The sequence below is a fragment of the Haloplanus rubicundus genome (assembly GCF_003342675.1).
GTDB classification, from domain to species: Archaea; Halobacteriota; Halobacteria; order Halobacteriales; family Haloferacaceae; genus Haloplanus; species Haloplanus rubicundus.
In genome coordinates this window covers 2066349-2086756 of the sequence record NZ_CP031148.1, presented here as the reverse complement: position 1 = coordinate 2086756, position 20408 = coordinate 2066349, and the positions used below count along the sequence as shown (strand labels likewise).

Sequence of the window (20408 nt, the reverse complement as noted above, 5' to 3'; positions counted from 1 at the left end):
GCTGATAGTCGCCGCTACAGCTTCGGCGTCACGTCGTCGACCACGCACTCGTCGAGGAAGACGACGACGTGGTCGCCGCGTTCGAGGACGGTGTCGCCGCGGGGGGTGATGAACTCGTCGCCCCGGGTGATGGCGCCGATGACGACGCCCGCCGGCAGGTCGGCGACCGACTCGTGGATCGGCCGGTCCACGAGGACGCTCTCCGCGTCCACCTCGACTTCGAGCACTTCGGCGCGGTCGCTCTCGATGATGGCGACGTTCTCCGCGCCGCCGTCGCGGGTGAAACGGGTGATCTCCTCGGCGACCACCTCCCGCGGGTTGACGCCCACGTCGACGCCGACGGTTTCGAACAGTTCGACGTACTCCGACGTGTCGATGACCGCGACCGTCCGATCGACGCCGAGACGCCGCGCCAGCAGGGAGACGAGCAGGTTCTTCTCGTCGGAATCCAGCGCCGCGACCAGGAAGTCGGCGTCGCCGACGTGTTCGCGCTCCAGGAAGTCCATGTCGGTGGCGTCGTTCTCCATCACGACGGCGTTCGGGAGGTCCTCGGCCAGCTGCCGGGCGCGCTCGCCGTTCTGTTCGATCAAGCGCGGCTTGAACCCACGGTCACCGAGCAGTCGGGCGACGTGGTAGCCGATTTCGCTACCGCCGATGACGACCACCTCCTCGGCCGTTCCCGGCGGTTCCTCCGGCGCGATGGTGGTCGCGAACCCGCGAACCGACCGGGGGTTCCCGATCACCACCACCCGGTCGCGCTCGTGGAGGATCGAGTCCCCGCGGGCGATTTCGAGTTCGTCGTCCCGGAGGATGGCGGCGAAGGTGAGCTGTTCGAACCGGTCGGCCTCGGCGACGGTCTGGTCCGTCACGGGGCTGCCCGGCGGAATCTCGAACTCCGCCATCTGGACGCGCCCGCCCGCGAAGGAGTCCACGTCGCGGGCGGCCGGGATGCCGACGACGCGGACGATGGACTCCGCGGCCAGCAGGTTCGTACAGACCATGAAGTCGATGCCGAACGCCCGCTCGGAGCGCTCCCACGTCCGGAGATACTCCGTGTTCTTCACGCGGGCGACGGTGAAGGCGTCACTCACCGCGCGGGCCGTCGCACAGACGACGATATTCGTCTCGTCGTCGTCGGTGCTGGCGATGACCATGTCCGCCTCGTCGATCCCCGCCTCGTCCAGCGTCGAGAGCGATGTCCCGTCGCCCTGGACGGTCAGCACGTCGAGCGAGTACGTCAGTTCTTCGACCCGGTCGCCGTCCTGGTCCACCACGACGATGTCGTGGGCGTCGGCGAGGTCGGCCGCGATGCTCGACCCGACCTGTCCCGCCCCGACGATGATCACGCGCACGCCGGATCGCTCCTGACCATGCACGCCACTGCGGACGCCCACCGTTTCACGATTTCGTTTCCTACACCCCGCCCGGTGCCTCGTGGACGACGAGTTCCACCTCGCGGCGCCGTCCCTCGATGTCCGCGACGATGCGCTCGACGACGCGTTCGGCCTCCTCGACGAGGACGGGTTTTACCTTCCGGACCACCCAGTCGAGCGAGACGAACCGCGGCAGATCGATGGTGCCGCCCCCGACGGAGTCGGGGTCGAACTCAACTTCGAGGTGGACGCGACACGCGGCGTCGGCGTCGTCCGGCAGCCCCGCCGGCACCGAGTCGAGCGGTTCGACCCGCCAGTCGCCGCGGGCGTCGATGTCCTCCGTCACCCGCCAGTCGAGACGCGTCGGCGGGTCGGCGCCCGTCACCTCGGTGTGGGCGGTGTAGGAGAGCTTCCACCACGCGAAGCGCAGGCGATACGTCGTCCCCGGCGATCCGTCGCCGTTCGCGGTCACGCCGGTCAGATACTTCGAGTACCGGGCGTAGCGCGGGAAGTCCACGAGGAAGTCGTACACCGCCTCGGGCGGGAGGCAGACGACCGTACTGACGTGGATGCGGTCCACGGGGCTCCGTTGGACCGAATCGTGGTAAGCGTTCCGTGCGCCGGGGCCACGGTTTTGTCGTCGCCGCTCGTTCGATCCCCCGTGCCCGACCCGTTCGCCCGCGCCCTCCGCGACCACCACCGCGACGAACGCGACGCGCCGCTCCACGTCCACGGCGACGGCGAGTGCCGCGAGCATCCGATCGAGGCGTTCTACTTCGGCGACCCGGCCGACGACGACGCCCTCCCGTGGATCGAGTCGTGGGTCGACGGCCCGTTGCTCGACGTCGGCGCCGGCGTCGGCCGCGATGCGTGCTACTTTCAGGAGCGGTTCGAGACGGTGGCCGTCGAGGTGAGCGACGCGCTGGTCGAGACGATGCGCGACCGCGGCGTCGACGACGCCCGCCGGGGCGACCTGTTCGCCCTCCGTGAGACGTTCCCACCCGGCCGGTTCCGCTCGGTCCTGATCCGCGGGACGCAACTCGGCCTCGCGGGATCGACCGACCGACTCCGGGGAACGCTCGCCGACGTCGACACCGTGACGACGCCCGACGCGACGGCCGTCGTCGACGGCTACGACCCCGCCCACCCGGGGACGGCCGACCTGATCGGCTACCGCGACGACCCGCGGGACGGCCTCGCCCGCCGCACGATCCGGTTCGAGTACGCGGGCGAGCGCGGCGACCCGTTCGAGTTCCTCCTGTTCGGCCCCGACCGACTGCGGGCGGCCGCCGCCGACGCCGGGTGGAGCGTCGCCGCCGTCGACCGGCCGTCGACCGCCGACACCGGCTACTACCGGGCGGCGCTGCGGACGCGGGCGGCTCAGAGCGCTTCGCCGCAGTAGTCACAGGCCCCGCCTGCGGCCGTCCGCGACCCGCACTGCGGGCAGTTCACCCGCTCCGGCCCCGTCGGCTCCTCGTCCTCCCCGAACACCGACGCGGCACCGAGGACGGCGATGCCGAGGAAGGCGGCCAGAAACCAGCCGATAGGTCCCATCGTGAGGAGGAAAAAGGCGAGGACGACGACTGGAATCCCGAGGAGGGCGTAGAGCATGAGTTCGGACTCCCGAGTCATGGTCGGGCGTACGCCCCCCACCCGAAAACGCGTTTCGGAGACCCCAATCGTGACTTCACCGACCCGACGGAGGGGGCTTAAGACCCTCGCCGCGGAAGGGGAGACGAATGCTTGCCGACACCAACGTCGCCCTCGGCGTCACGGGGAGCATCGCGGCGGTGACGACGGTGGAACTCGCCCACGAACTCCGGCGGCAGGGGGCGAGCGTCCGCGCCGTCACGACGCCGAGCGCCGAGGGCATCCTCCACCCGTGGGCGCTCCAGTTCGCGACGGACCACCCGCCGGTGACGGAGATTACGGGCGCCGTCGAACACGTCGACCTCTGCGGGCGCGAGGGGTGGGCGGACGTCTTCCTCATCGCCCCCGCGACGGCGAACACCGTCGGGAAGATGGCCGCCGCCGTCGACGACACGCCCGTGACGACGTGTGCGACCACCGCCCTCGGCGCCGACGTGCCGGTCGTCGTCGCCCCCGCGATGCACGAACCCATGTACGACCACCCCGGAGTCCTCGACGCCATCTCCGCCGTCGAGTCGTGGGGCGTCGACTTCGTCGATCCGCGGCTCGAAGAGGGGAAAGCGAAGATCGCGAGCGAGGAGGCCATCGTCACCGCGACGGCGCGGGCGACGACGCCCGCGACGCTCGCGGACCGACACGTCGTCGTCACCAGCGGTGCGACCACGGAGTCGGTCGATCCGATCCGGACGCTCTCGAACCGCGCGTCGGGGCGGACCGGCCGCGCCGTCGCCCGCGCCTGTCACGTCCGGGGGGCGGACGTGACGCTCGTCCACGACGGCCCGGACGTTCCCTACGCCGACGTGCGCCGGGTGGAGAGCGCGGCGGAGATGCTCGACGCCGTGCGGGCGGCGGTCGGGGGCGACGGTGACCCCGCCGACGCCCTCGTCTCCGCCGCCGCCATCTCCGATTTCACCGTCGAGCGGGCGCCGGAGAAGATCCGGTCCGGCGAGTCGCTGACGCTCGATCTGGAGCCGACGCCGAAGCTGCTCGATACGGTCCGGGACGCCCATCCCGACCTCACCATGGTCGGATTCAAAGCGGAGACCAGCGGCGACGACGACGCGATGATCGGCCGGGCGCGGGACCTGCGCGACCGGGTGGGGCTCGCGTTCGTCGTCGCCAACGACGCCACGGTGATGGGCGCCGACGAGACGCGAGCGCTGTTCGTCTTCGACGGGGAGACCGAGACGTACGTTGGGTCGAAGGCTGGCCTCGGGGGCCGCGTCGCGGACGAACTCGCGGCGGCGATGGACTGATACGGTTACTGTAAGTCAGTCCCCGTGGTTCGCTGAGAGTTAGGCGAACCACGGGACACAGTTACAGTAATCCGTATGCCGCGGATGGACGACCGAAGGGGTGTTACGGCGTCGGCGACTGCCGTATAGCAATAGTTATCAAACCGGAACCGAACGCTACAGGGTGATAAGAATGCACAGGGGAGCCACCGCTAGAACCACCGGAGGTCGTCTACCTGATGGTGGCTGACGGACACGACGTGCTGGTCCCCGTCGGTGACTCGGAGACGCTCCGACGGACGGTTACGTACGCGGTCGAGCAGGCACACGAGGCGGCCACGGAGTCCGGCGTGGCGACGACGGTCCACTTCGTCTTTCCCGCCCGCTGGCGCATCTTCGAGACCGACCGGGCGGCGGTCGACGCGGCGAACTCGCTCTTGGATCGGGTCGTCACCTGGGCGGCGGAGGACCTCGACGAACTGATCGGCGAGGACGAACCTCCGACCGTCGACTTCGAATCCGGAACCATCGGCACGGGCGAGTACGTCTTCAGCCCCGCCGACTTCGCCGACGTGGTCGGCCGGTACGCCGACGCGAACGGGGTCGGTCGGATCGTCGTCGACCCCTCTTTCCGTCCCGGCGGGAGCGCCCCGATCCTGCGCTCGTTCGAGGAGGAGCTCGCGAACCGGGGGTTCGACGTACTGGAAGCCCCCGTCACGCGCCGCACCCGACGACGCCTGCCCTTCACCGACATCGGCGCCCCCGAGTTCGCGCTCGTGTTCTCCACCTCCTTCCTGTTCTATCTCGCGCTCGGCGGGTGGCTCGTCACCGACCCGTACGAACTGCTCACCGGCGTCGTCACGGCGGGCGTGGTCACGCTCACGCTCGCCCGCGTGGCGCTCAAGGGCCAACTGCCGAAGCTTCGAGTCGTCGGCATGTCGGTCGTCAGGCTGGCGCTCTACACGCCGATCCTGCTCTGGGAGATCGCGAAGGCGAACGTCGCGCTCGCGTACGTGGTGTTGCACCCACGGCTGCCGATAGACCCGCGGGTCGTCGAGTTCGACGCCGCCGTCTGGGGCGACATGCCCGTCACCACGCTCGCCAACTCCATCACGCTGACGCCGGGGACGCTCACCGTCGACGTCTCCCGCCAGCACTTCCTGGTCCACGCCTTGATCCCCGACGCGGAGGACGACCTGCTGGAGGGAACGCTCGAACGGCTCGTCCGGTTCGTCTTCTACGGCCGCGAGTCGGCGCGCATCGCCTCGCCGCGGGAACGGCTCGAGGATACGGAGGGAGAGAACCCATGATCGGCCTGCCCCTCGTCGCCGCCGGCGGCCCGGACGTGACCGTCTCCTCGACGTTCTCGACCATCCTGCTGGCCGCCGCGGGCGCCTTCGCCCTCTTCGCGGTCGTCCTCCTCTACCGGGTGGTCCGGGGGCCGACCACGCAGGACCGAATCGTCGCCATCAACGTCGTCGGGACGAACACGGTCATCGTCATCGCCCTGGTGAGCGTCGCCCTCGGCGAGTACGGCTACCTCGACGTGGCGCTGGTGTACGGCCTGCTCAACTTCGTCATGAGCATCGCCGTCTCGAAGATATCCGTCGAGTGGGGGGGTGTCCTGTGACGCCCCTCGAGATAGTGGCGACCGTCTTCGTCGTCGTGGGGACCTTCTTCGGTCTCGTCGCCACCGTCGGCATCATCCGCCTGCCCGACCTCTACTCCCGCCTGCACGCGGCGTCGAAAAGCGACACGCTCGGCTCCGTCCTCTCGCTCGCCGGACTCGCAATCGTCCTCGGGCTCACCACCGAGTCGATGAAACTCGTCTTCCTGGTCGTCTTCCTGTTCGTGACCAGCCCGACCGCCGCCCACGCCATCGCCCGGGCCGCGAAGGAAGAGGAGGTCGAACCGATCGGCGAGGGCGAGGTTCCCTGGACGACCGATCAGGAGGAGGGGAACTCGTGAGTCTCTCCGTGCCTGTGGCGGCCGTCCTCCTGTTCATGCTCGGGAGCGCGCTCGCCGCCGCCGCCCTGCGGGACGTCGTCGGCAGCATCGTCGCCTTCGCGGGCTACAGCTTCGGCGTCGCCGTCCTCTGGGCGCTCCTCCGCGCGCCCGACGTGGCGCTCACGGAGGCCGCCGTCGGCGCCGGCATCACCACCGTCCTCTTCCTGCTCACCATCGCCCGGACCAGCGTCTCGCGGTCCGAGCGGTTCGAGGGGATCAGCCTCCGGTCGGGGTTGGCGGTCGTCGCCATCGTCGTCACCGTCGGCGCGACGGTTCCGGCGCTGCCCCCCGTCGGCGCCGCGGGGACGCCGGTCCTCGCGGGCGACGTGAGCCAGTACTATCTGACGAACGCGTACGACCAGACCGGCGTGACCAACGTCGTGACCGCCGTGCTCGTCGGCTACCGTGGGTTCGACACCCTCGGCGAGGTGGCCGTCGTCTTCGCGGCCGGGATCGCGATGTTGCTCGTCCTCCGGCGGGAGGCGTTCGTATGAGCGACGCCGACGCCGACCCCGACGCGGCCGCCGACATCGACGACGAAGTCGACGGCGAGGGCACGCTCTCCCGCCCCGCTAGCGAGCGCCCGCCCTACGTCGAGAGCACGATCATCATGACGACCGTTCGGGTGATCGCCCCCTTCGTCCTCACGCTCGGCGCGTTCGTGATGCTCCACGGCGCGAGTTCGGCCGGGGGCGGCTTCCAGGGCGGCGTCATCGCCGCGACAACCGTCGTCATGCTCGGGTTCGCGTTCGGCATCGAACCCATCGCCGCCCACCTGCGCAACGAACAACTCGCCCTCCTCGTTCTCTCGGGCGTGGGCACCTTCTTAGTCGTCGGATTCGGCGGCTATCTCGTCGGCGGCAACTTCCTCCAGGTCTCCGGCTACGAAACCCTGTTTCACAATGGTAGCAAGTACAGCATCGAACTCGTCGAAGTCGGCATCGGCGTCGTCGTCTCCGGGGTCATCACCGGCCTCTTCTTCCTGCTCGGGACGGGCGTCGACACCGGCGCCGAGGAAACCGACACCGACACCGAACCGGAGGCGGACCGATAGATGATCGACCTGATCGCGACGAAACATACGTACCTCGTCGTGGTTGCCCTGCTCGCCATCGGCGCCTACGTCATGATCGAGAGCGACAACTTCGTGAAGAAGATCATCGGCCTGAACGTGTTCCAGACGGGCATCTTCGTCTTCTTCATCTCCGCGGCGTTCCGGACGGACGGGGCGTCGCCGGTCGTCCAGTCCGGCGGCGGTGGCGGCCCGTTCGTCTCGCCGCTCCCCCACGTGTTGATCCTGACCGCCATCGTCGTCGGCGTGAGCCTGACGGCCGTGGCGCTCGGCCTCGTCGTCCGCATCTACGAGAGCTACGGCACGATCAACGAGGACACGCTGGAGGAGGTGCTGGCGAATGACTGACGCGTTCGTCCCCCTCCTCGTCGCCGTGCCGCTGCTCGGCGCCGTCCTCGCCGTCGCGGCGGGGCTGGTGAGCGAGCGCGGCCCGGCGGCGGTTGCGGCCGCCGTCCTCGTCGTCCAGACGGTGCTCGCGGGGTGGATCGGTTCGCAGGCGCTCCTGAACGGCGAACTGTCGAACGGGGTCGGGGGCTTCGTCGCGCCCTACGGCATCGAACTCGTCGTCGACGGGCTCTCGGCCGTCGTGGTCACCCTCGTCGCCGTCGTCTCGCTCGCCGTCCTCGTCTACGCCGTGCGCGACGACCCCGGCGGCACCGCCTTCTACGCCCAGTATCTCCTCCTCGTCACCGGCCTCTCGGGGATGTCCGTCACCGGCGACGTGTTCAACCTCTACGTCTTCCTCGAAATCTCGGGGCTGGCGACGTACGCGCTCGTCGCGAGCGCGGGGACGGGCCGCTCCGCGGTGTCGGCGCTCAAATACCTCCTCTTCGGCACCGTCGCCGCCTCGCTGTACCTGTTGGGCGTCGGCTACGCGCTGGTGGCGACGGGGACGCTCAACATGGCCGACCTCGCCGTCGAACTGGCGAACGTCGGCTACGACTCGCCGCTCGTCCTCGCCTCCTTCGGCTTCGTCGTCGTCGGTCTCGCGACCAAGACGGCGCTCTTTCCCCTCCACACCTGGCAGCCCGACGCCTACAACGACTCGCCGGACAGCGTGAGCGCGCTCATCTCCGCCTTGGTGTCGACGGTGGCGGCCTACGCCCTCCTTCGGATCGTCTACACCGTCTACACGCCGGCCTTCTTCGACGCGGTGCCCGTCGCCCGCGACGCCATCGTCGTCTTCGCGTGCCTGAGCATCGTCGTCGGGAGCGTCCTCGCTGTCGCCCAGTCGGAGGTCAAGCGGATGCTCGCGTACTCCTCGGTGTCGCAGTACGGGCTGGTGGTCGTCGGACTCGCCATCGGCACCCGCGCCGCCGTCTTCGGCGCGGTCGTCCACCTCGTCGGCCACGCCATCATGAAGGGTGGACTGTTCGTCGCCGCCGGGACAGTCGACGACCTGACCGGCGCGACGACGGTGGAGGAGTACGCCGGCCTCGCCGACCGCTTCCCCGTCCTCGGCGGCGCGAGCGCCGTCCTCATGCTCGCGATGGTCGGCGTCCCGCCCGCGGTGGGCTTCGCCGGCAAGTGGTACATCGCCCTCGGCGCCGTCCGCGCCGGCACCTGGCCCGTCGCCGTCGTCATCTTCACGTCGACGCTCCTGACGCTCGCGTACTTCGCCATCCTCGTCGAACGGATGTTCGTCGCGCCGGCGTCGGCGAGCGTCCGAGCCGCGACCGACGGCGGCGCCGAGTCGGAACGCCTCGGCGGCCCGGCCGCGCCGCCCCGTAGCCTCCTCGCCCTGGTCGTCGGCGCCGCCGTCGTCGCCGTCGTCCTCGGCTTCGCCGTGACCGGCCTCGAAACCGCCCTCGAACCGACCCTCGATACGCTCCTCTCGCCATGACCGACATCGCTTCACTCAGACCGGCTCTGGCGGTCGCCATCGCGGCGGTCGCCGTCGTACCGATCCTCGCCTCCGCCAGCCGCCCGAACGTCCGCGAAGGGTGGACCGTCCTCGCGGCAGTGAGCGCCTTCGCCGTCGTCGCGAGCATGCTCCCCGCGGCCATCTCGGGCACGACGTACGTCACCAACCTCGGGACGCTCGTCGACGGCGTCGAACTCTCCCTGCAGGCCGACCCGCTCGGCCTCCTCTTCGGGACCGTCGCCAGCCTGCTCTGGCTGATCACGAGTTTCTACAGCGTCGGCTACATGCGCGGCCTCTCGGAACACGCCCAGACCCGCTACTTCGCCGCCTTCGCGGCCTCCGTCGCCGCCGCCCTCGGCGTCGCCTTCGCCTCGAACCTCGTCACCATCTTCGTCTTCTACGAACTGCTGACGGTGGCGACGTACCCGCTCGTCACGCACGACGAGACGGCCGAGGCGCGCGCCGCCGGCCGCAAATACTTGGCCTACACCTTCGGCGGCGGCGTCGCCGTCCTCGCGGGGACGATTCTGGTCGCCACGATGACCGGCACCACGGCCTTCACCCCCGGCGGCATCGCCGGCCTCGCGGAGGCCGACCCGCTCCTCGCGCGGGCGGCCTTCGTCCTCCTCGTCTCCGGCTTCGGGGTCAAGGCGGCGCTCATGCCCCTGCACTCGTGGCTCCCCGACGCGATGGTGGCGCCGACGCCCGTCTCCGGCCTGCTCCACGCCGTCGCCGTCGTCAAGAGCGGCGTCTTCGGCATCGCGCGCGTCCTGCTGGACGTCTTCGGCGTCGACCTCACGGGGTCGCTCGGCATGGGTCTCCCCCTCGCCGTCGTCGCCGCCGCCACCCTCCTGCTCGCCAGCGTCATCGCGCTCCGACAGGACAACCTCAAGCGCCGGCTCGCGTACTCGACGGTCTCTCAGCTCTCCTACATCGTCCTCGGGCTCGCCATCCTCGACCCCACGTCCATCGTCGGCGGCCTCCTGCACATCCCCGCCCACGCGTTCATGAAGCTCACCCTCTTTTTCACCGCGGGCGCCATCCACGTCGAGACCCACACCGACGACATCAGCGAGATGGCGGGCATCGGGAAACGGATGCCGCTGACGATGCTCGCGTTCGGCGTCGCCGCCGCGGGGATGGCGGGCATCCCCCTCGTCGCCGGCTTCGTCAGCAAGTGGTATCTCCTCATCGGGAGCGTGAGCGCCGGCCAATCGATCTTCGCCGTCGTCCTCCTGCTCTCGGGCGTCCTCAACATCGCGTACTTCTGGCCCGTGTTCTACCAGGCGTTCTTCGAGAGCGAGGACGCCGCCGACGCCAAGCCGCTCATCGAGTTCCCCCTCGGCGGCGAAGAGTGGTCGATCCGGCCGGAGGCGGCGGCGCCGGAGCCCGATCCGGTGACGGATGGTGGTGCCGCGAGTGAGGATGACGAGCATCACGAGCATCACGACGACCACGACGAGCATCACGACGACCACGACGAGCATCACGACGACCACGACCACCACCACGGCGGCCCGCCCGCCGACGGCTGGGAGCGCCGCGGCTGGCGCGGCGGCGAGAGCACGTGGTTCATGCTCGGTCCCATCCTCGCGGCCATGACTGGTGCCGTCGTCCTCGGCGTGATTCCGCGGACCGCCGTCTTCCTCCGCCTGATCGAGGTCATCGTCGCCGCGGCGACGGGGGTGAGCGTCTGATGGCATCGGCACTGACCGCGATTCCGCCCGTCGTCGTCGTCCTCGCCGCGGCGCTCGCGGCCGGCCTCGCCGGCTCCCGCCGTCGCCTCGGCCACCTCGTCGGCGGCGGCGTCACGGCCCTGGTGACCGTCTGGATCTGGGTCGTCCCCTCGGGGACGCATCTCGCTGGACAGCTGTTCGGCTTCGACGCCGTCTTCTTCGCCGTCGACCCCTTCTCGCGGGTCGTCGGCCTCGTATTCGCGTTCATCGCCACCGTCGCCGTCGCCTACTCGTGGGCGACGGGCGCCGAGAGCAAGCAGACGGCGTACGCCCTCACCTACGTCGGCTCCAGCCTCGGTGCCGTCTTCGCCGGCGACTGGCTGACGATGGTCGTCTGGTGGGAGCTGATGGCCGTCACCAGCACCATCCTCGTCTGGGACTACGGCGGCAAGGCCGTCCGGGCGGGCTTCCGGTACGCCATCCTGCACGGCATCGGCGGCAGCCTCGTCCTCGCGGCCATCGCGTGGCACTACGTCGAAGTCGGCTCCTTCCTCTTTACTGCCTCCGCGGGCATGGTCGGGACGATTCCGCAACTGCTGGCGGCCATCGGCATCGGCGTCAACGTCGGCTTCATCGGCCTGCACGCGTGGCTGCCCGACACCTACCCGCGCCCGCACATCGCGGCCAGCGTCTTCCTCTGTGTCTACACGACGAAGACGGGCGTCTACGCCATGTACCGCGCGTTCCCCGAGGGGCACCTCTGGATCGCGTACATGGGCGGTGCGATGGCCGTCTTCGGCGCCGCCGCCGCGCTCCTCCAGAACGACATGCGGCGCCTGCTCTCCTATCACATCCAGTCGCAGGTCGGCTACATGGTCGCCGGCGTCGGCATCGGCTCCGCGCTGGCGCAGGCGGGCGCGTTCGGCCACGTCTTCAACCACATCCTCTACAAGAGCCTCCTGTTCATGACGGCGGGGGCGGTGATCTACCAAACTGGCGAGGAGAACCTCAAGTATCTGGGCGGCCTCGCGCGGAAGATGCCCGTCACCTGCGCGGCCTTCACGGTCGCCGCGCTCTCCATCGCCGGCTTCCCCGGCTTCAACGGCTTCGTCAGCAAGGGCATCGTCATCTCCGCCAGCCACTACACGTTCGTGAAGGGACCGCTCGTCGTCGGCGACTTCTACACCCTCGAACTCCTGCTCCTGATCGGGGGCGTCGGCACCTTCCTCTCTTTCATCAAGTTCGGCTACTACGCCTTCCTCCACGGACCGTACGAGGGCGACGCCGTGACGACGGCGCCGCGGCCACAGCAGGCCGCGATGCTCCTCGTCGCGGCGCTGTGCGTGTTCTACGGCGTCTTCGACGGGGCGCTGTTCGGCCTGCTCCCGTTCGACGTGACCGACGAAGCCGTCGTCGCCCACGTCTACCACACCTACACCGTCCCCCACGTTATCGAGGGGGTCGCGCTGGCGGTAATCGGGCTGGCCGGCTTCGCGGCCCTGAAAAAGCCGCTGTCGAAGGTGGGCCGGGTGCCCGACGTGGACGCCGCGTACAACCCGCTGGCCTTCTACGGCACCCGCGCCCTCGTCCACGGCGTGACGGAGACGTACGCCGCGGTGGATCGGGTCGCCGTCGCGGCGGCGGACGCCGCCGCACACGTGCGATCAGACCCCGAGATGCTCTCGCGGTACCGCGCGAACATCGGCGGGAGCATCTTCATCCTGATGGTCGTCCTCGGCGGCGTGCTCGCGTTGCTGGGCATCGTGTAGCGGGCGTATCGTCACCTTTTATTCTCGACGGTCGGTACGGTCGACATGGACCAGTTGCGGCAGTCGCTTCTCGACGCGCCGATCATCGAGAAAGGGGATTACGAGTACTTCGTCCACCCGGTCAGCGACGGGGTGCCGATGCTCCGCCCCGAACTCCTGCGTGAAATCGTCATCAAGATCATCCGCAAGGCGGACCTGGAAGACGTGGACAAAATCGTCACCCCGGCGGCGATGGGCATCCACATCTCCACTGCCGTCTCGCTGATGACCGACATTCCGCTCGTCGTCATCCGCAAGCGCCAGTACGGCCTCGACGGCGAGGTGTCGCTGGCCGCCCAGACCGGCTACTCCGAGAGCGAGATGTACATCAACGACGTGGGCGCGGGCGACCGGGTGCTCGTCCTCGACGACGTGCTCTCGACGGGCGGGACGATGAAGGCCATCCTCGACGCCCTCGAACACATCGGGGCGGAGGTCATCGACGTGGTGGCAGTGATCAAGAAGGCGGGACCGAACGAACTCGACGATGCCGGCTACAGCGTCAAGACGCTGATCAACGTCACCGTCGAGGACGGCGAAGTGACCATCACCGACCCACACGGCGACGGATAACCGCCGAACCCGCCGTCGTCACGCGGTTCTACGGTGACCGATGGGTATTAGTGCGCACCGCCGTTTTGAAAACGTATGCCGTCTGGTAACGACCGCCGAAGCGACTCGGACACGGCGGGTCGTCGGGGACGACGCGACGTACTGAAACTCCTCGGCGCGACGGGGGTCGCCGGACTCGCTGGCTGTTCGGGGAACGGAAGCGGCGGCGACGAGGGGAGCACCGACCGGAGCGTCCAGGGGACGTACGTCTCGGCGTCGAGCGTCGACGCGCAGTCGCTCAACTGGCTCACCATCGCCGACGCCACCTCCGGATCGTACGTCACCGCCACCCTCGACGGGACGTGGGCGATCAAACCGAACCGTGAGATATTCCCGCTGTGGGCCGACTACTCGACCGACGACGGCCGCGTCTACGAAATCGAACTCCGGGAGAACCTGGAGTGGGGCGCGGGCTACGGACAGGTGACCGCCGAGGACTGGGTGTACATGATCAAGAACGTCTTCCAGGCCCGGCCCAACTGGAGCGGCTACCCCAACGCCGACGCGTGGTTCCGGGTGAATCCGGACTCCGGGGAGCGGGAACCCCTCCCGGTCGAGCGGACGGGCACCCGGACGTTCGAGATCAGCCTGTTCGAGGTCGACCCCTCGTTCCCGTTCAAACCGATCCTGTGGCGCCAGCAGTGCATCCCCAAGGGCATCCTGGAGAAGTACGTCCCGGAGCAGGACACGGAGGGACTCCAGCAGGACGAGGAACTCAACACGCTGGCCTACACGGGCAATCTCGGCCCCTACACCTACGACGAGTGGGAGCGCTCGGCCCGCTACACCGTCACCCGAAACGACGACTACTACCTCAAGGACGTGGAGGGAGTGCCCGAGCGGTTCACGGAGGCCCCCTACTTCGACCAGCAGGTCGTGCGCGTCATCAGCGAGGAGAGCACGCGCCTCGGCGCTCTGGAGTCGGGCGAAGTCGACTCCTCGGGCATCCCGCCGGACAAGGCGACCCGCTTCGAGAACCTGCCGAACGTCAACGTCAACGTCACGCCACAGCCGTACGCCCGCATCATCGTCTACAACATGCGGGCGAACGGGTGGGAACCGTTCCGATCGAAGGCGGTCCGGCAGGCGCTCGGCTTCGCCGTCGACAAGGAGACGGTCGTGGGCAACATCCTCCGTGGCTACGGACAGGTCGCTCAGACCATGCAGCCGAAGTGGTCGCAGTGGTACGACGACAGCCAGGTGACGGAGTTCGGCGTCGGCGACCGGTACGGGCCGGAACGGACCCGCTCCACGCTCGAATCGGCGCTGTCAGATACGGAGTACGCCTACGACGGCGAACGCCTCGTCGACGGCTCGGGCGAGCAGGTGACGCTGTCCATCTACTACGACTCCGGCCAGCCGACCGAGGGGACCATCGCCGAGTTCATCGCTCAGGAGTTCGAGGAGAACGCGGGCATCGCGGTCCAGCCCGAAGCCGTCTCGTCGTCGACGTTCCAGAGCAACTACGTCCAGACGTCGGCGCCGGAGGGGACGGAGCCCGAGTGGACTGCAGGCGTCTTCAACGGCGGCCCGCGCGACGTGGCCACGAGCGCCGAGCCGTGGGACATGTCGATCAACCTGCAGTTCAACACCTACCCGTTCACGCCCGCCTCCAGCAAGGGCTTCTTCGAGAAGCGGGGCGGCATCAACTACTACGGCTACTACCCCGACGAGGACATCGCGTCGCTGTACGAGCAGGCGACGGCGACGACGGACGAGGAGCGCCGTCGGGAGCTGTTCGGCGAGGCGTTCGGCCTCATCAGCGAGGAACAGCCCTTCGGCTTCCTCGCGATGCCGTCGAGCGTGAGCGGCTACGCCGAGAACGTCCGTGGCTACGACGAGGAGTTCAACACGGGCTGGGACTCCCAGACGTGGTACTTCGCATGAGCGGCGGCGCCCGGACCCCCACGCCCGGGTCACCGGTTCGAGGCGACGACGCGTCCGCGACGGTCGGCGGACGGACGACGCGTAGCGGAGGTCGATCCGGCCGGTGAGCATGCGCTGGTACGTGGTTCGGCGGGTCGTGTGGGCCGTCGTCGCCACGTTTCTCATTCTCTCGATCACGTGGGGGCTGCTCGCCATCACGCCGAATCCGGCGGCCGAACAGATGCAGTTCCAGGCGGCCGCCAGCGGCGGGTCCGCCGAGGCCGCCGAGGAGGCGTTCGAGGCCCGACGCGGCCTCGACCGCTCGCCGTGGGACCGGTACCGGGAGTACATGACCAACATGGCGACGCTCAACTGGGGCTGGTCACAGAGCCGCTCCCAGCCCGTCACCGACGCCATCGCCAGCGCGCTTCCCTACACCGCGATCTACTCCGTGCCGACGACGATTCTCTCCATCCTGGTCGGGCTCTCCATCGGCCTCTACTCCGCGACCCACCAGTACACGCGGACCGACTACGCCGCCACTTTCTTCGCCTTCTTCGGCTACGCCATCCCCAACTTCTGGTTCGGGATCATCCTCCTGCTGGTCTTCGGCGTCCAGCTCGGCTGGTTCCCCGTCGTCTTCGACTCCGACCTCCCCTTCTTCAGCCTCGGGATGGCGCGACAGCTCGTCCTCCCCGTCGTCGTCCTCGTCACCGGCACCATCGCGGGCATCATGCGCTACTCGCGGGCGGAGGCCCTGGAGTACGTCGAGGCCGAGTTCGTCAAGACGGCGAAGTCGAAAGGGGCGGACGGCTACCGCATCCTCACCCGACACATCCTCCGCCCGGCGGCGGTGCCGCTGATGACCATCCTCGTCGGCGACATCCTCGGCATCTTCCTCGCCGCCTCGTATCTCGTCGAAGTCGTCTTCGGGATTCCGGGACTCGGCCAACTCTCGTACAACGCCATCATCGCCCAGGACACCTCCCTCGTGCTCGGGACGACGCTCATCTTCACCTTCATTTCGGTGATCGGCAACCTGATACAGGACGTGGCCTACACCGTCCTCGACCCGCGCATCGACTACGGTGATCGCTGATGGCGGGGGAACCGGACACCTTCGAATCGGTCGACTGGGAGGAGACGGGGAGTCGGCTGTCGACGCTCTCGCGGCGCGACCGGGGCGCCCTCGTCGCCGGCCTCGCCCTCGTCGCCGCCTTCCTGTACGACTACCTCGTCCTCCCGGCGAGTCGCCCGACGATCACGGTCCCCGTCGAGTGGAACGTCACCCAACTCGACTGGCTGTTCGTGACGACGCTGCTCGCGCTCGTCTTCTACGTCGTCGTCCCGCTCTACGACAACCGGCGACTGACCGCGTACTACTGGCGGGAGTTCAAAAAAAACCGGATGGCAGTGCTGAGCCTCGCGTACCTGCTCGTCGTCTTCTGCATCGGCGTCGTCGGCCCGATCCTGCTGGAGAAGCCAACGCTGGCGCTCGATCAGGCCTACCAGCCGCCGGCCTACCTCAGCGTCGACTCGACGGTGCCGGTGAACTGCCTCGGCGACGTCGTCGACGGCCGGTGTCAGGGGACGATGGCCCACCCGCTCGGCACCACCGGCGACGGCAAAGACATCCTCGTCCTCGTCGTCTACGGGATGCAGGTGAGCATGAAGGTGGGTCTCATCTCCACCCTGCTGGTGGTGACCATCGGCACGGCCGTCGGCACCGTCGCGGCCTACGGGAGCGGCCTCGTCGACGAACTCCTGATGCGCTACGTCGACATCCAACTCGTCTTCCCCGCTTTCTTCCTCTATCTCCTGCTCACCTACCTCTTCGGCGGCAGCCTGTTCATGTTCATCGTCATCTTCGGGCTGACGGGGTGGGGCTCCATCGCGCGTCTCGTCCGCTCCGAAGCCCTCCAGCGTGCCGAGGAGGAGTACATCACCGCCGCCCGGAGCGCGGGCGCGGGCACGCTCTACGTGATCCGGCGGCATCTCGTCCCCAACGTCTCGAACAGCGTGATCACCGCCGCGACCCTGTTGATCCCGGGTTTCATCCTCTTCGAGGCCTCCCTCTCCTTTCTCTCGCTCGGCGATCCGACCGTCCCCTCGTGGGGGCAGGTCATCGCCAACGGGCGGAGCGACCTCTCGACGGCGTGGTGGGTCTCCACGTTCCCCGGCGTGTTCCTCTTTACGACCATCCTCGCGTTCAACTTCATGGGCGATGCGCTCCGTGACGCATTGGACCCGCGACAGGAGACATGACCGAACCACTACTCTCGATCCGCGACCTGCGCACCGTCTTCCACACCGACGAGGGCCTCGTCCGCGCCGTCGACGGCGTGAGCTTCGACGTTGGCCGCGGCGAGACGGTCTGTCTCGTCGGCGAGTCCGGCAGCGGCAAGACCGTCACCGGCGAGTCGATCACGCGCCTCATCCGGATCCCGCCCGGGGAAATCGCCGGCGGGGAAATCGTCTTCGACGGCCGCGATCTGACGACGCTCGACGAGGACGAACTCCGAAAGCTCCGCGGCGACCGCATCGCCCACGTCTTCCAGAACCCGCAGGGGGCGCTCAACCCGGTCTACACCGTCGGGTGGCAGATCGTCGAGGCGATCCAACTCCACCAGGACGTGAAACGGGCCGAGGCGCGGGAGCGCGGTATCGACCTGCTGGATCGGGTCGGCATCCCGGAGGCGACCCGCCGGTTCGACGACTACCCCCACGAGTTCTCCGGCGGCATGAAACAGCGGGTGGCGCTGGCGATGGCGCTCGCCACCAATCCCGACCTCCTGATCGCCGACGAACCGACGACGGCGCTCGACGTGACCATCCAGAACCAGATTCTCGGCCTCCTGTCGGAACTGCAGGCCGAGTTCGACATGAGCATCCTGCTCATCACCCACGACCTCGGCGTCGTCGCCGAGGTGGCCGACCGCGTCGTCGTCATGTACGCGGGCAAGGTGATGGAACGCGGCGGCGTCTTCGACGTGTTCGAGCGGCCCTCCCACCCCTACACCCGCGCCCTCCTCGACTGTCTCCCGGGGCGGGGGACGGGCGGCGCCCGCTCCATCGGCGGCAAACTCCCGTCGGCGACCGACCCGCCCGACGGCTGTCGGTTCCACCCGCGATGCGAGCACGCCGTCGACGCCTGTCGAGCGGGCGAGCAACCCCCCGTCTACCCCGTCGATGGCGACGACGACCACGTCGTCTCGTGTGTCCACTACGAACCCGGCGGCGATCCGTCGGTGGTGCGTGGAGAGGAGGCAGTCCCGACCGACGGCGGGCGGCCGGTCGAGGACGATACCGAGGAGGACGACCGATGACCCGGCCGCTCCTCGACGTGGAGGGCCTCGTCAAACACTACCCGGTCACGGAGGGCGTCCTCCGCAACGAGGTGGGGCGGGTCCGCGCCGTCGACGGCGTGAGTTTCACCGTCGACCGGGGGGAGACGCTGGGGCTGGTCGGCGAGTCGGGCTGTGGGAAGTCGACGGCGGCGACGACGGCGCTGCGACTGGAGGAGCCGACCGACGGCCACGTCGTCTTCGACGGCGAGGACGTGACCGAGTACGGCGAGAAGGCGCTCAAGCGGTTCCGCCGGCGCGCACAGATGGTGTTTCAGGACCCCACGTCGAGTTTCGACCCGCGCATGAGCATCGGCGAGTCGGTGGCGGAACCCCTGCGGGTCCACGGGATGCGCGACCGGGAGCGCCGACGGCGCATCGTGGGCGACCTGCTGGAGCGCGTCGGCCTCGACGCCGCCGACATGGACCGCTACCCCCACGAGTTCTCCGGCGGGCAGAAACAGCGGGTGGGGCTGGCACGGGCGCTGGTTATCAACCCCGACCTGATCGTCGCGGACGAACCCGTGAGCGCGCTCGACGTGAGCGTGCAGGCGGACATCCTCGATCTGATCGAGGAGTTACAGGCCGAGTTCGGTCTCGCCATCGTCGTCATCAGTCACGACATGGGCGTCGTCCGCGAAGTCTGTGATCGGGTGGCCGTGATGTATCTCGGCGAAATCGTCGAGACGGCGCCGACCGAGCAGCTGTTCGAGGACCCACAGCACCCCTACACCCGCGCACTCCTCGGATCGACGCCGATAGCCGACCCGCGGCGCCGCGGGCAGGGGACGAAACTCACCGGCGACGTGCCGAGTCCGTCCGACCCGCCGCCGGGCTGTCGCTTCCACACGCGGTGTCCGGAGGTGATCCCCGACGAGGAGTACGACCTCGACGCGACGACGTGGCGGGCGGTGTTGAACCTGCGTCTGCGGACGGCGGCGGACGGTATCGACGTCGAGGCGGTCCGCACCTACGCCGCCGCGGACGACGACCCCGAGTCCGCCGACCCCGAGGCGGTGCGGGCGGCGATCCGCGAGGAGTTCGACCTCCCACCGACCCTCCCGGATGCGCGGGCGGAGGAGACGCTCTCCGGGGCGCTGGATCGGATCGTCGCCGGGGACGTCGACGGCGCGGCCGACCGCCTGGCGGAGGCGTTTCCGACCGTCTGTCGGCGCGAGCGACCCGGACTCGTCCCCGCGGGGACCGACCTCTCGGCGGACGAGTGGGACGCGATCAAGGGCTTCCGGGTGTGGGTCGCGACGCTCGTCGACGCCGACGAGTCGACGGTGGCCGACCGCCTCGACGCGCGGTGTGCGGACGACCGGGACCGCGACGGGGTCGACCGCCTCGCCGTCCGGTCGGCCTTCCGCCTCCCCGAACCCCTGTCGGACTCGGACGCCGAGCGGTCGGTCGGGGCGGCCATCGACGCCCTGCTGGCCGGCCGAGCCGGTGCCGCCGCCGACGAACTGTACGAGACGTTCGGGCCGCTCCGGGAGAGCGCCTGTCACCTGAACCGCGGCTGACCCGGCTCGGTCCAATCGAATCTCGTCCCGCGCCGATCAGTCGATCCGGAACGCCGGTTCGGCCACGTTCTCGCTCCGACACTCGGGACAGGTGGAGGGGTGGTTGATCGGGTCGTCGAAGCCGTCGAACCCGCAGTCCCGACAGGTCGGCGGGGAGACCAGGACCCGTTCGTCGCCGTCGTCGCCGCGGAGCGACCGGGCGACGTGTCGGAGGTGGTCGTAGACGGCCGAGCGGGAAGTGCCGACGCGTGCCGAGAGGTCACTCGCCGTCGCCGGGGATTCCCGAAGCGCCGCCGCGATGCGTTCCCGCGTCGTCGACTCCATGGCCGCCGTTGGGGTCGCTGGGACAAATCCCTTTCCTCGGCGTCGAGGATACAA

General features: G+C 69.0%; 20 protein-coding genes and 1 pseudogene. 17 read left to right on the top strand and 4 right to left on the bottom strand.

The features are described from left to right. Positions 1-14: 14 nt before the first annotated feature. Both trkA and DU484_RS11645 read right to left on the bottom strand, forming a co-directional pair. Complete coding sequence (gene trkA, locus DU484_RS11650) at positions 15-1352, bottom strand: Trk system potassium transporter TrkA (RefSeq protein WP_114587251.1); 1338 nt, start codon at positions 1350-1352, stop codon at positions 15-17. Positions 1353-1413: 61 nt separating this feature from the next. Continuing rightward, positions 1414-1953, bottom strand: coding sequence for a type II toxin-antitoxin system RatA family toxin (locus DU484_RS11645; protein WP_114587250.1), 540 nt, complete (start codon positions 1951-1953; stop codon positions 1414-1416). An 81-nt stretch (positions 1954-2034) separates the two neighbouring features. Between DU484_RS11645 and DU484_RS11640 the strand changes: the two genes are divergently transcribed. Next, a complete protein-coding gene (locus DU484_RS11640) occupies positions 2035-2775 on the top strand; it encodes a methyltransferase domain-containing protein (RefSeq protein ID WP_114605971.1) in 741 nt (246 codons plus the stop codon). On the opposite strand, the gene DU484_RS11635 is transcribed toward DU484_RS11640, so the two are convergent. Next, positions 2754-3005 (bottom strand): zinc ribbon domain-containing protein, encoded by a 252-nt coding sequence (locus tag DU484_RS11635; protein ID WP_114586206.1) that lies wholly within the window; start codon positions 3003-3005, stop codon positions 2754-2756. The genes DU484_RS11640 and DU484_RS11635 overlap by 22 nt on opposite strands. 107 nt (positions 3006-3112) lie before the next feature. Here DU484_RS11635 and coaBC point away from each other — a divergent pair, with 107 nt between their 5' ends. From coaBC to DU484_RS20430, 16 genes and pseudogenes are all read left to right on the top strand, one after another. Next, positions 3113-4279 carry a bifunctional phosphopantothenoylcysteine decarboxylase/phosphopantothenate--cysteine ligase CoaBC gene (coaBC, locus tag DU484_RS11630; protein WP_114605970.1) on the top strand — a complete coding sequence of 389 codons (1167 nt, stop codon included), beginning with the start codon at positions 3113-3115 and terminating at the stop codon, positions 4277-4279. Positions 4280-4497: 218 nt separating this feature from the next. Further along, the gene (locus DU484_RS11625) at positions 4498-5568 is read left to right on the top strand and encodes a monovalent cation/H+ antiporter subunit E (RefSeq protein WP_114605969.1); all 1071 of its coding nucleotides are present in this window, start codon (positions 4498-4500) and stop codon (positions 5566-5568) included. Beyond that, positions 5565-5888, top strand: a complete 324-nt coding sequence (locus DU484_RS11620; protein ID WP_114605968.1) for a cation:proton antiporter — start codon at positions 5565-5567, stop codon at positions 5886-5888. Before DU484_RS11625 ends, DU484_RS11620 begins: the two co-directional genes overlap by 4 nt. Continuing rightward, positions 5885-6226 carry a monovalent cation/H(+) antiporter subunit G gene (mnhG, locus tag DU484_RS11615; protein WP_114586202.1) on the top strand — a complete coding sequence of 114 codons (342 nt, stop codon included), beginning with the start codon at positions 5885-5887 and terminating at the stop codon, positions 6224-6226. The genes DU484_RS11620 and mnhG overlap by 4 nt, the downstream gene beginning before the upstream one ends. Then, positions 6223-6759, top strand: coding sequence for a DUF4040 domain-containing protein (locus DU484_RS11610; protein ID WP_114605967.1), 537 nt, complete (start codon positions 6223-6225; stop codon positions 6757-6759). The genes mnhG and DU484_RS11610 overlap by 4 nt, the downstream gene beginning before the upstream one ends. Continuing rightward, positions 6756-7319, top strand: coding sequence for an MnhB domain-containing protein (locus tag DU484_RS11605; RefSeq protein WP_114605966.1), 564 nt, complete (start codon positions 6756-6758; stop codon positions 7317-7319). The genes DU484_RS11610 and DU484_RS11605 overlap by 4 nt, the downstream gene beginning before the upstream one ends. Next, the gene (locus DU484_RS11600) at positions 7320-7685 is read left to right on the top strand and encodes a sodium:proton antiporter (RefSeq protein ID WP_114586199.1); all 366 of its coding nucleotides are present in this window, start codon (positions 7320-7322) and stop codon (positions 7683-7685) included. After that, positions 7678-9180 (top strand): proton-conducting transporter transmembrane domain-containing protein, encoded by a 1503-nt coding sequence (locus DU484_RS11595; RefSeq protein ID WP_114605965.1) that lies wholly within the window; start codon positions 7678-7680, stop codon positions 9178-9180. The genes DU484_RS11600 and DU484_RS11595 overlap by 8 nt, the downstream gene beginning before the upstream one ends. Beyond that, the gene (locus DU484_RS11590; protein ID WP_114605964.1) at positions 9177-10898 is read left to right on the top strand and encodes a proton-conducting transporter transmembrane domain-containing protein; all 1722 of its coding nucleotides are present in this window, start codon (positions 9177-9179) and stop codon (positions 10896-10898) included. The genes DU484_RS11595 and DU484_RS11590 overlap by 4 nt, the downstream gene beginning before the upstream one ends. Then, on the top strand, positions 10898-12646 hold the full coding sequence (locus DU484_RS11585) for a Na(+)/H(+) antiporter subunit D (protein WP_114605963.1): 1749 nt from the start codon (positions 10898-10900) through the stop codon (positions 12644-12646). The genes DU484_RS11590 and DU484_RS11585 overlap by 1 nt, the downstream gene beginning before the upstream one ends. A gap of 45 nt (positions 12647-12691) precedes the next feature. Next, positions 12692-13258: a hypoxanthine/guanine phosphoribosyltransferase gene (hpt, locus tag DU484_RS11580; protein ID WP_114586195.1), complete on the top strand. Its 567-nt coding sequence runs from the start codon at positions 12692-12694 to the stop codon at positions 13256-13258. 75 nt (positions 13259-13333) lie between these two features. After that, positions 13334-15184, top strand: a complete 1851-nt coding sequence (locus tag DU484_RS11575) for an ABC transporter substrate-binding protein (protein ID WP_114605962.1) — start codon at positions 13334-13336, stop codon at positions 15182-15184. A 109-nt stretch (positions 15185-15293) separates the two neighbouring features. Next, on the top strand, positions 15294-16262 hold the full coding sequence (locus DU484_RS11570; protein WP_114586193.1) for an ABC transporter permease: 969 nt from the start codon (positions 15294-15296) through the stop codon (positions 16260-16262). Next, entirely contained in the window at positions 16262-17428 is a 1167-nt protein-coding gene (locus tag DU484_RS11565) for an ABC transporter permease (protein WP_114605961.1), read from the top strand. Before DU484_RS11570 ends, DU484_RS11565 begins: the two co-directional genes overlap by 1 nt. Next, positions 17425-18489 carry an ABC transporter ATP-binding protein gene (locus DU484_RS11560; protein ID WP_114605960.1) on the top strand — a complete coding sequence of 355 codons (1065 nt, stop codon included), beginning with the start codon at positions 17425-17427 and terminating at the stop codon, positions 18487-18489. The genes DU484_RS11565 and DU484_RS11560 overlap by 4 nt, the downstream gene beginning before the upstream one ends. Continuing rightward, positions 18486-19709 (top strand): annotated as a pseudogene (locus tag DU484_RS20430) (ABC transporter ATP-binding protein); the annotation flags it as partial. The gene DU484_RS11560 and the pseudogene DU484_RS20430, both read left to right, overlap by 4 nt. 357 nt (positions 19710-20066) lie before the next feature. Here the strand turns inward: DU484_RS20430 and DU484_RS11550 are convergent. Next, entirely contained in the window at positions 20067-20354 is a 288-nt protein-coding gene (locus tag DU484_RS11550; RefSeq protein ID WP_114586190.1) for a transcriptional regulator, read from the bottom strand. Positions 20355-20408: the final 54 nt, after the last annotated feature.

What these genes read in the sequence shown, in the direction of transcription:
- DU484_RS11635 (WP_114586206.1), bottom strand. Translation starts at nt 3,005, where the DNA reads ATGACTCGGGAGTCCGAACTCATGCTCTACGCCCTCCTCGGGATTCCA.
- coaBC (WP_114605970.1), top strand. Translation starts at nt 3,113, where the DNA reads ATGCTTGCCGACACCAACGTCGCCCTCGGCGTCACGGGGAGCATCGCG.
- DU484_RS11625 (WP_114605969.1), top strand. Translation starts at nt 4,498, where the DNA reads ATGGTGGCTGACGGACACGACGTGCTGGTCCCCGTCGGTGACTCGGAG.
- DU484_RS11620 (WP_114605968.1), top strand. Translation starts at nt 5,565, where the DNA reads ATGATCGGCCTGCCCCTCGTCGCCGCCGGCGGCCCGGACGTGACCGTC.
- DU484_RS11605 (WP_114605966.1), top strand. Translation starts at nt 6,756, where the DNA reads ATGAGCGACGCCGACGCCGACCCCGACGCGGCCGCCGACATCGACGAC.
- DU484_RS11600 (WP_114586199.1), top strand. Translation starts at nt 7,320, where the DNA reads ATGATCGACCTGATCGCGACGAAACATACGTACCTCGTCGTGGTTGCC.
- DU484_RS11595 (WP_114605965.1), top strand. Translation starts at nt 7,678, where the DNA reads ATGACTGACGCGTTCGTCCCCCTCCTCGTCGCCGTGCCGCTGCTCGGC.
- DU484_RS11590 (WP_114605964.1), top strand. Translation starts at nt 9,177, where the DNA reads ATGACCGACATCGCTTCACTCAGACCGGCTCTGGCGGTCGCCATCGCG.
- DU484_RS11585 (WP_114605963.1), top strand. Translation starts at nt 10,898, where the DNA reads ATGGCATCGGCACTGACCGCGATTCCGCCCGTCGTCGTCGTCCTCGCC.
- hpt (WP_114586195.1), top strand. Translation starts at nt 12,692, where the DNA reads ATGGACCAGTTGCGGCAGTCGCTTCTCGACGCGCCGATCATCGAGAAA.
- DU484_RS11575 (WP_114605962.1), top strand. Translation starts at nt 13,334, where the DNA reads ATGCCGTCTGGTAACGACCGCCGAAGCGACTCGGACACGGCGGGTCGT.
- DU484_RS11570 (WP_114586193.1), top strand. Translation starts at nt 15,294, where the DNA reads ATGCGCTGGTACGTGGTTCGGCGGGTCGTGTGGGCCGTCGTCGCCACG.
- DU484_RS11565 (WP_114605961.1), top strand. Translation starts at nt 16,262, where the DNA reads ATGGCGGGGGAACCGGACACCTTCGAATCGGTCGACTGGGAGGAGACG.
- DU484_RS11560 (WP_114605960.1), top strand. Translation starts at nt 17,425, where the DNA reads ATGACCGAACCACTACTCTCGATCCGCGACCTGCGCACCGTCTTCCAC.
- DU484_RS11550 (WP_114586190.1), bottom strand. Translation starts at nt 20,354, where the DNA reads ATGGAGTCGACGACGCGGGAACGCATCGCGGCGGCGCTTCGGGAATCC.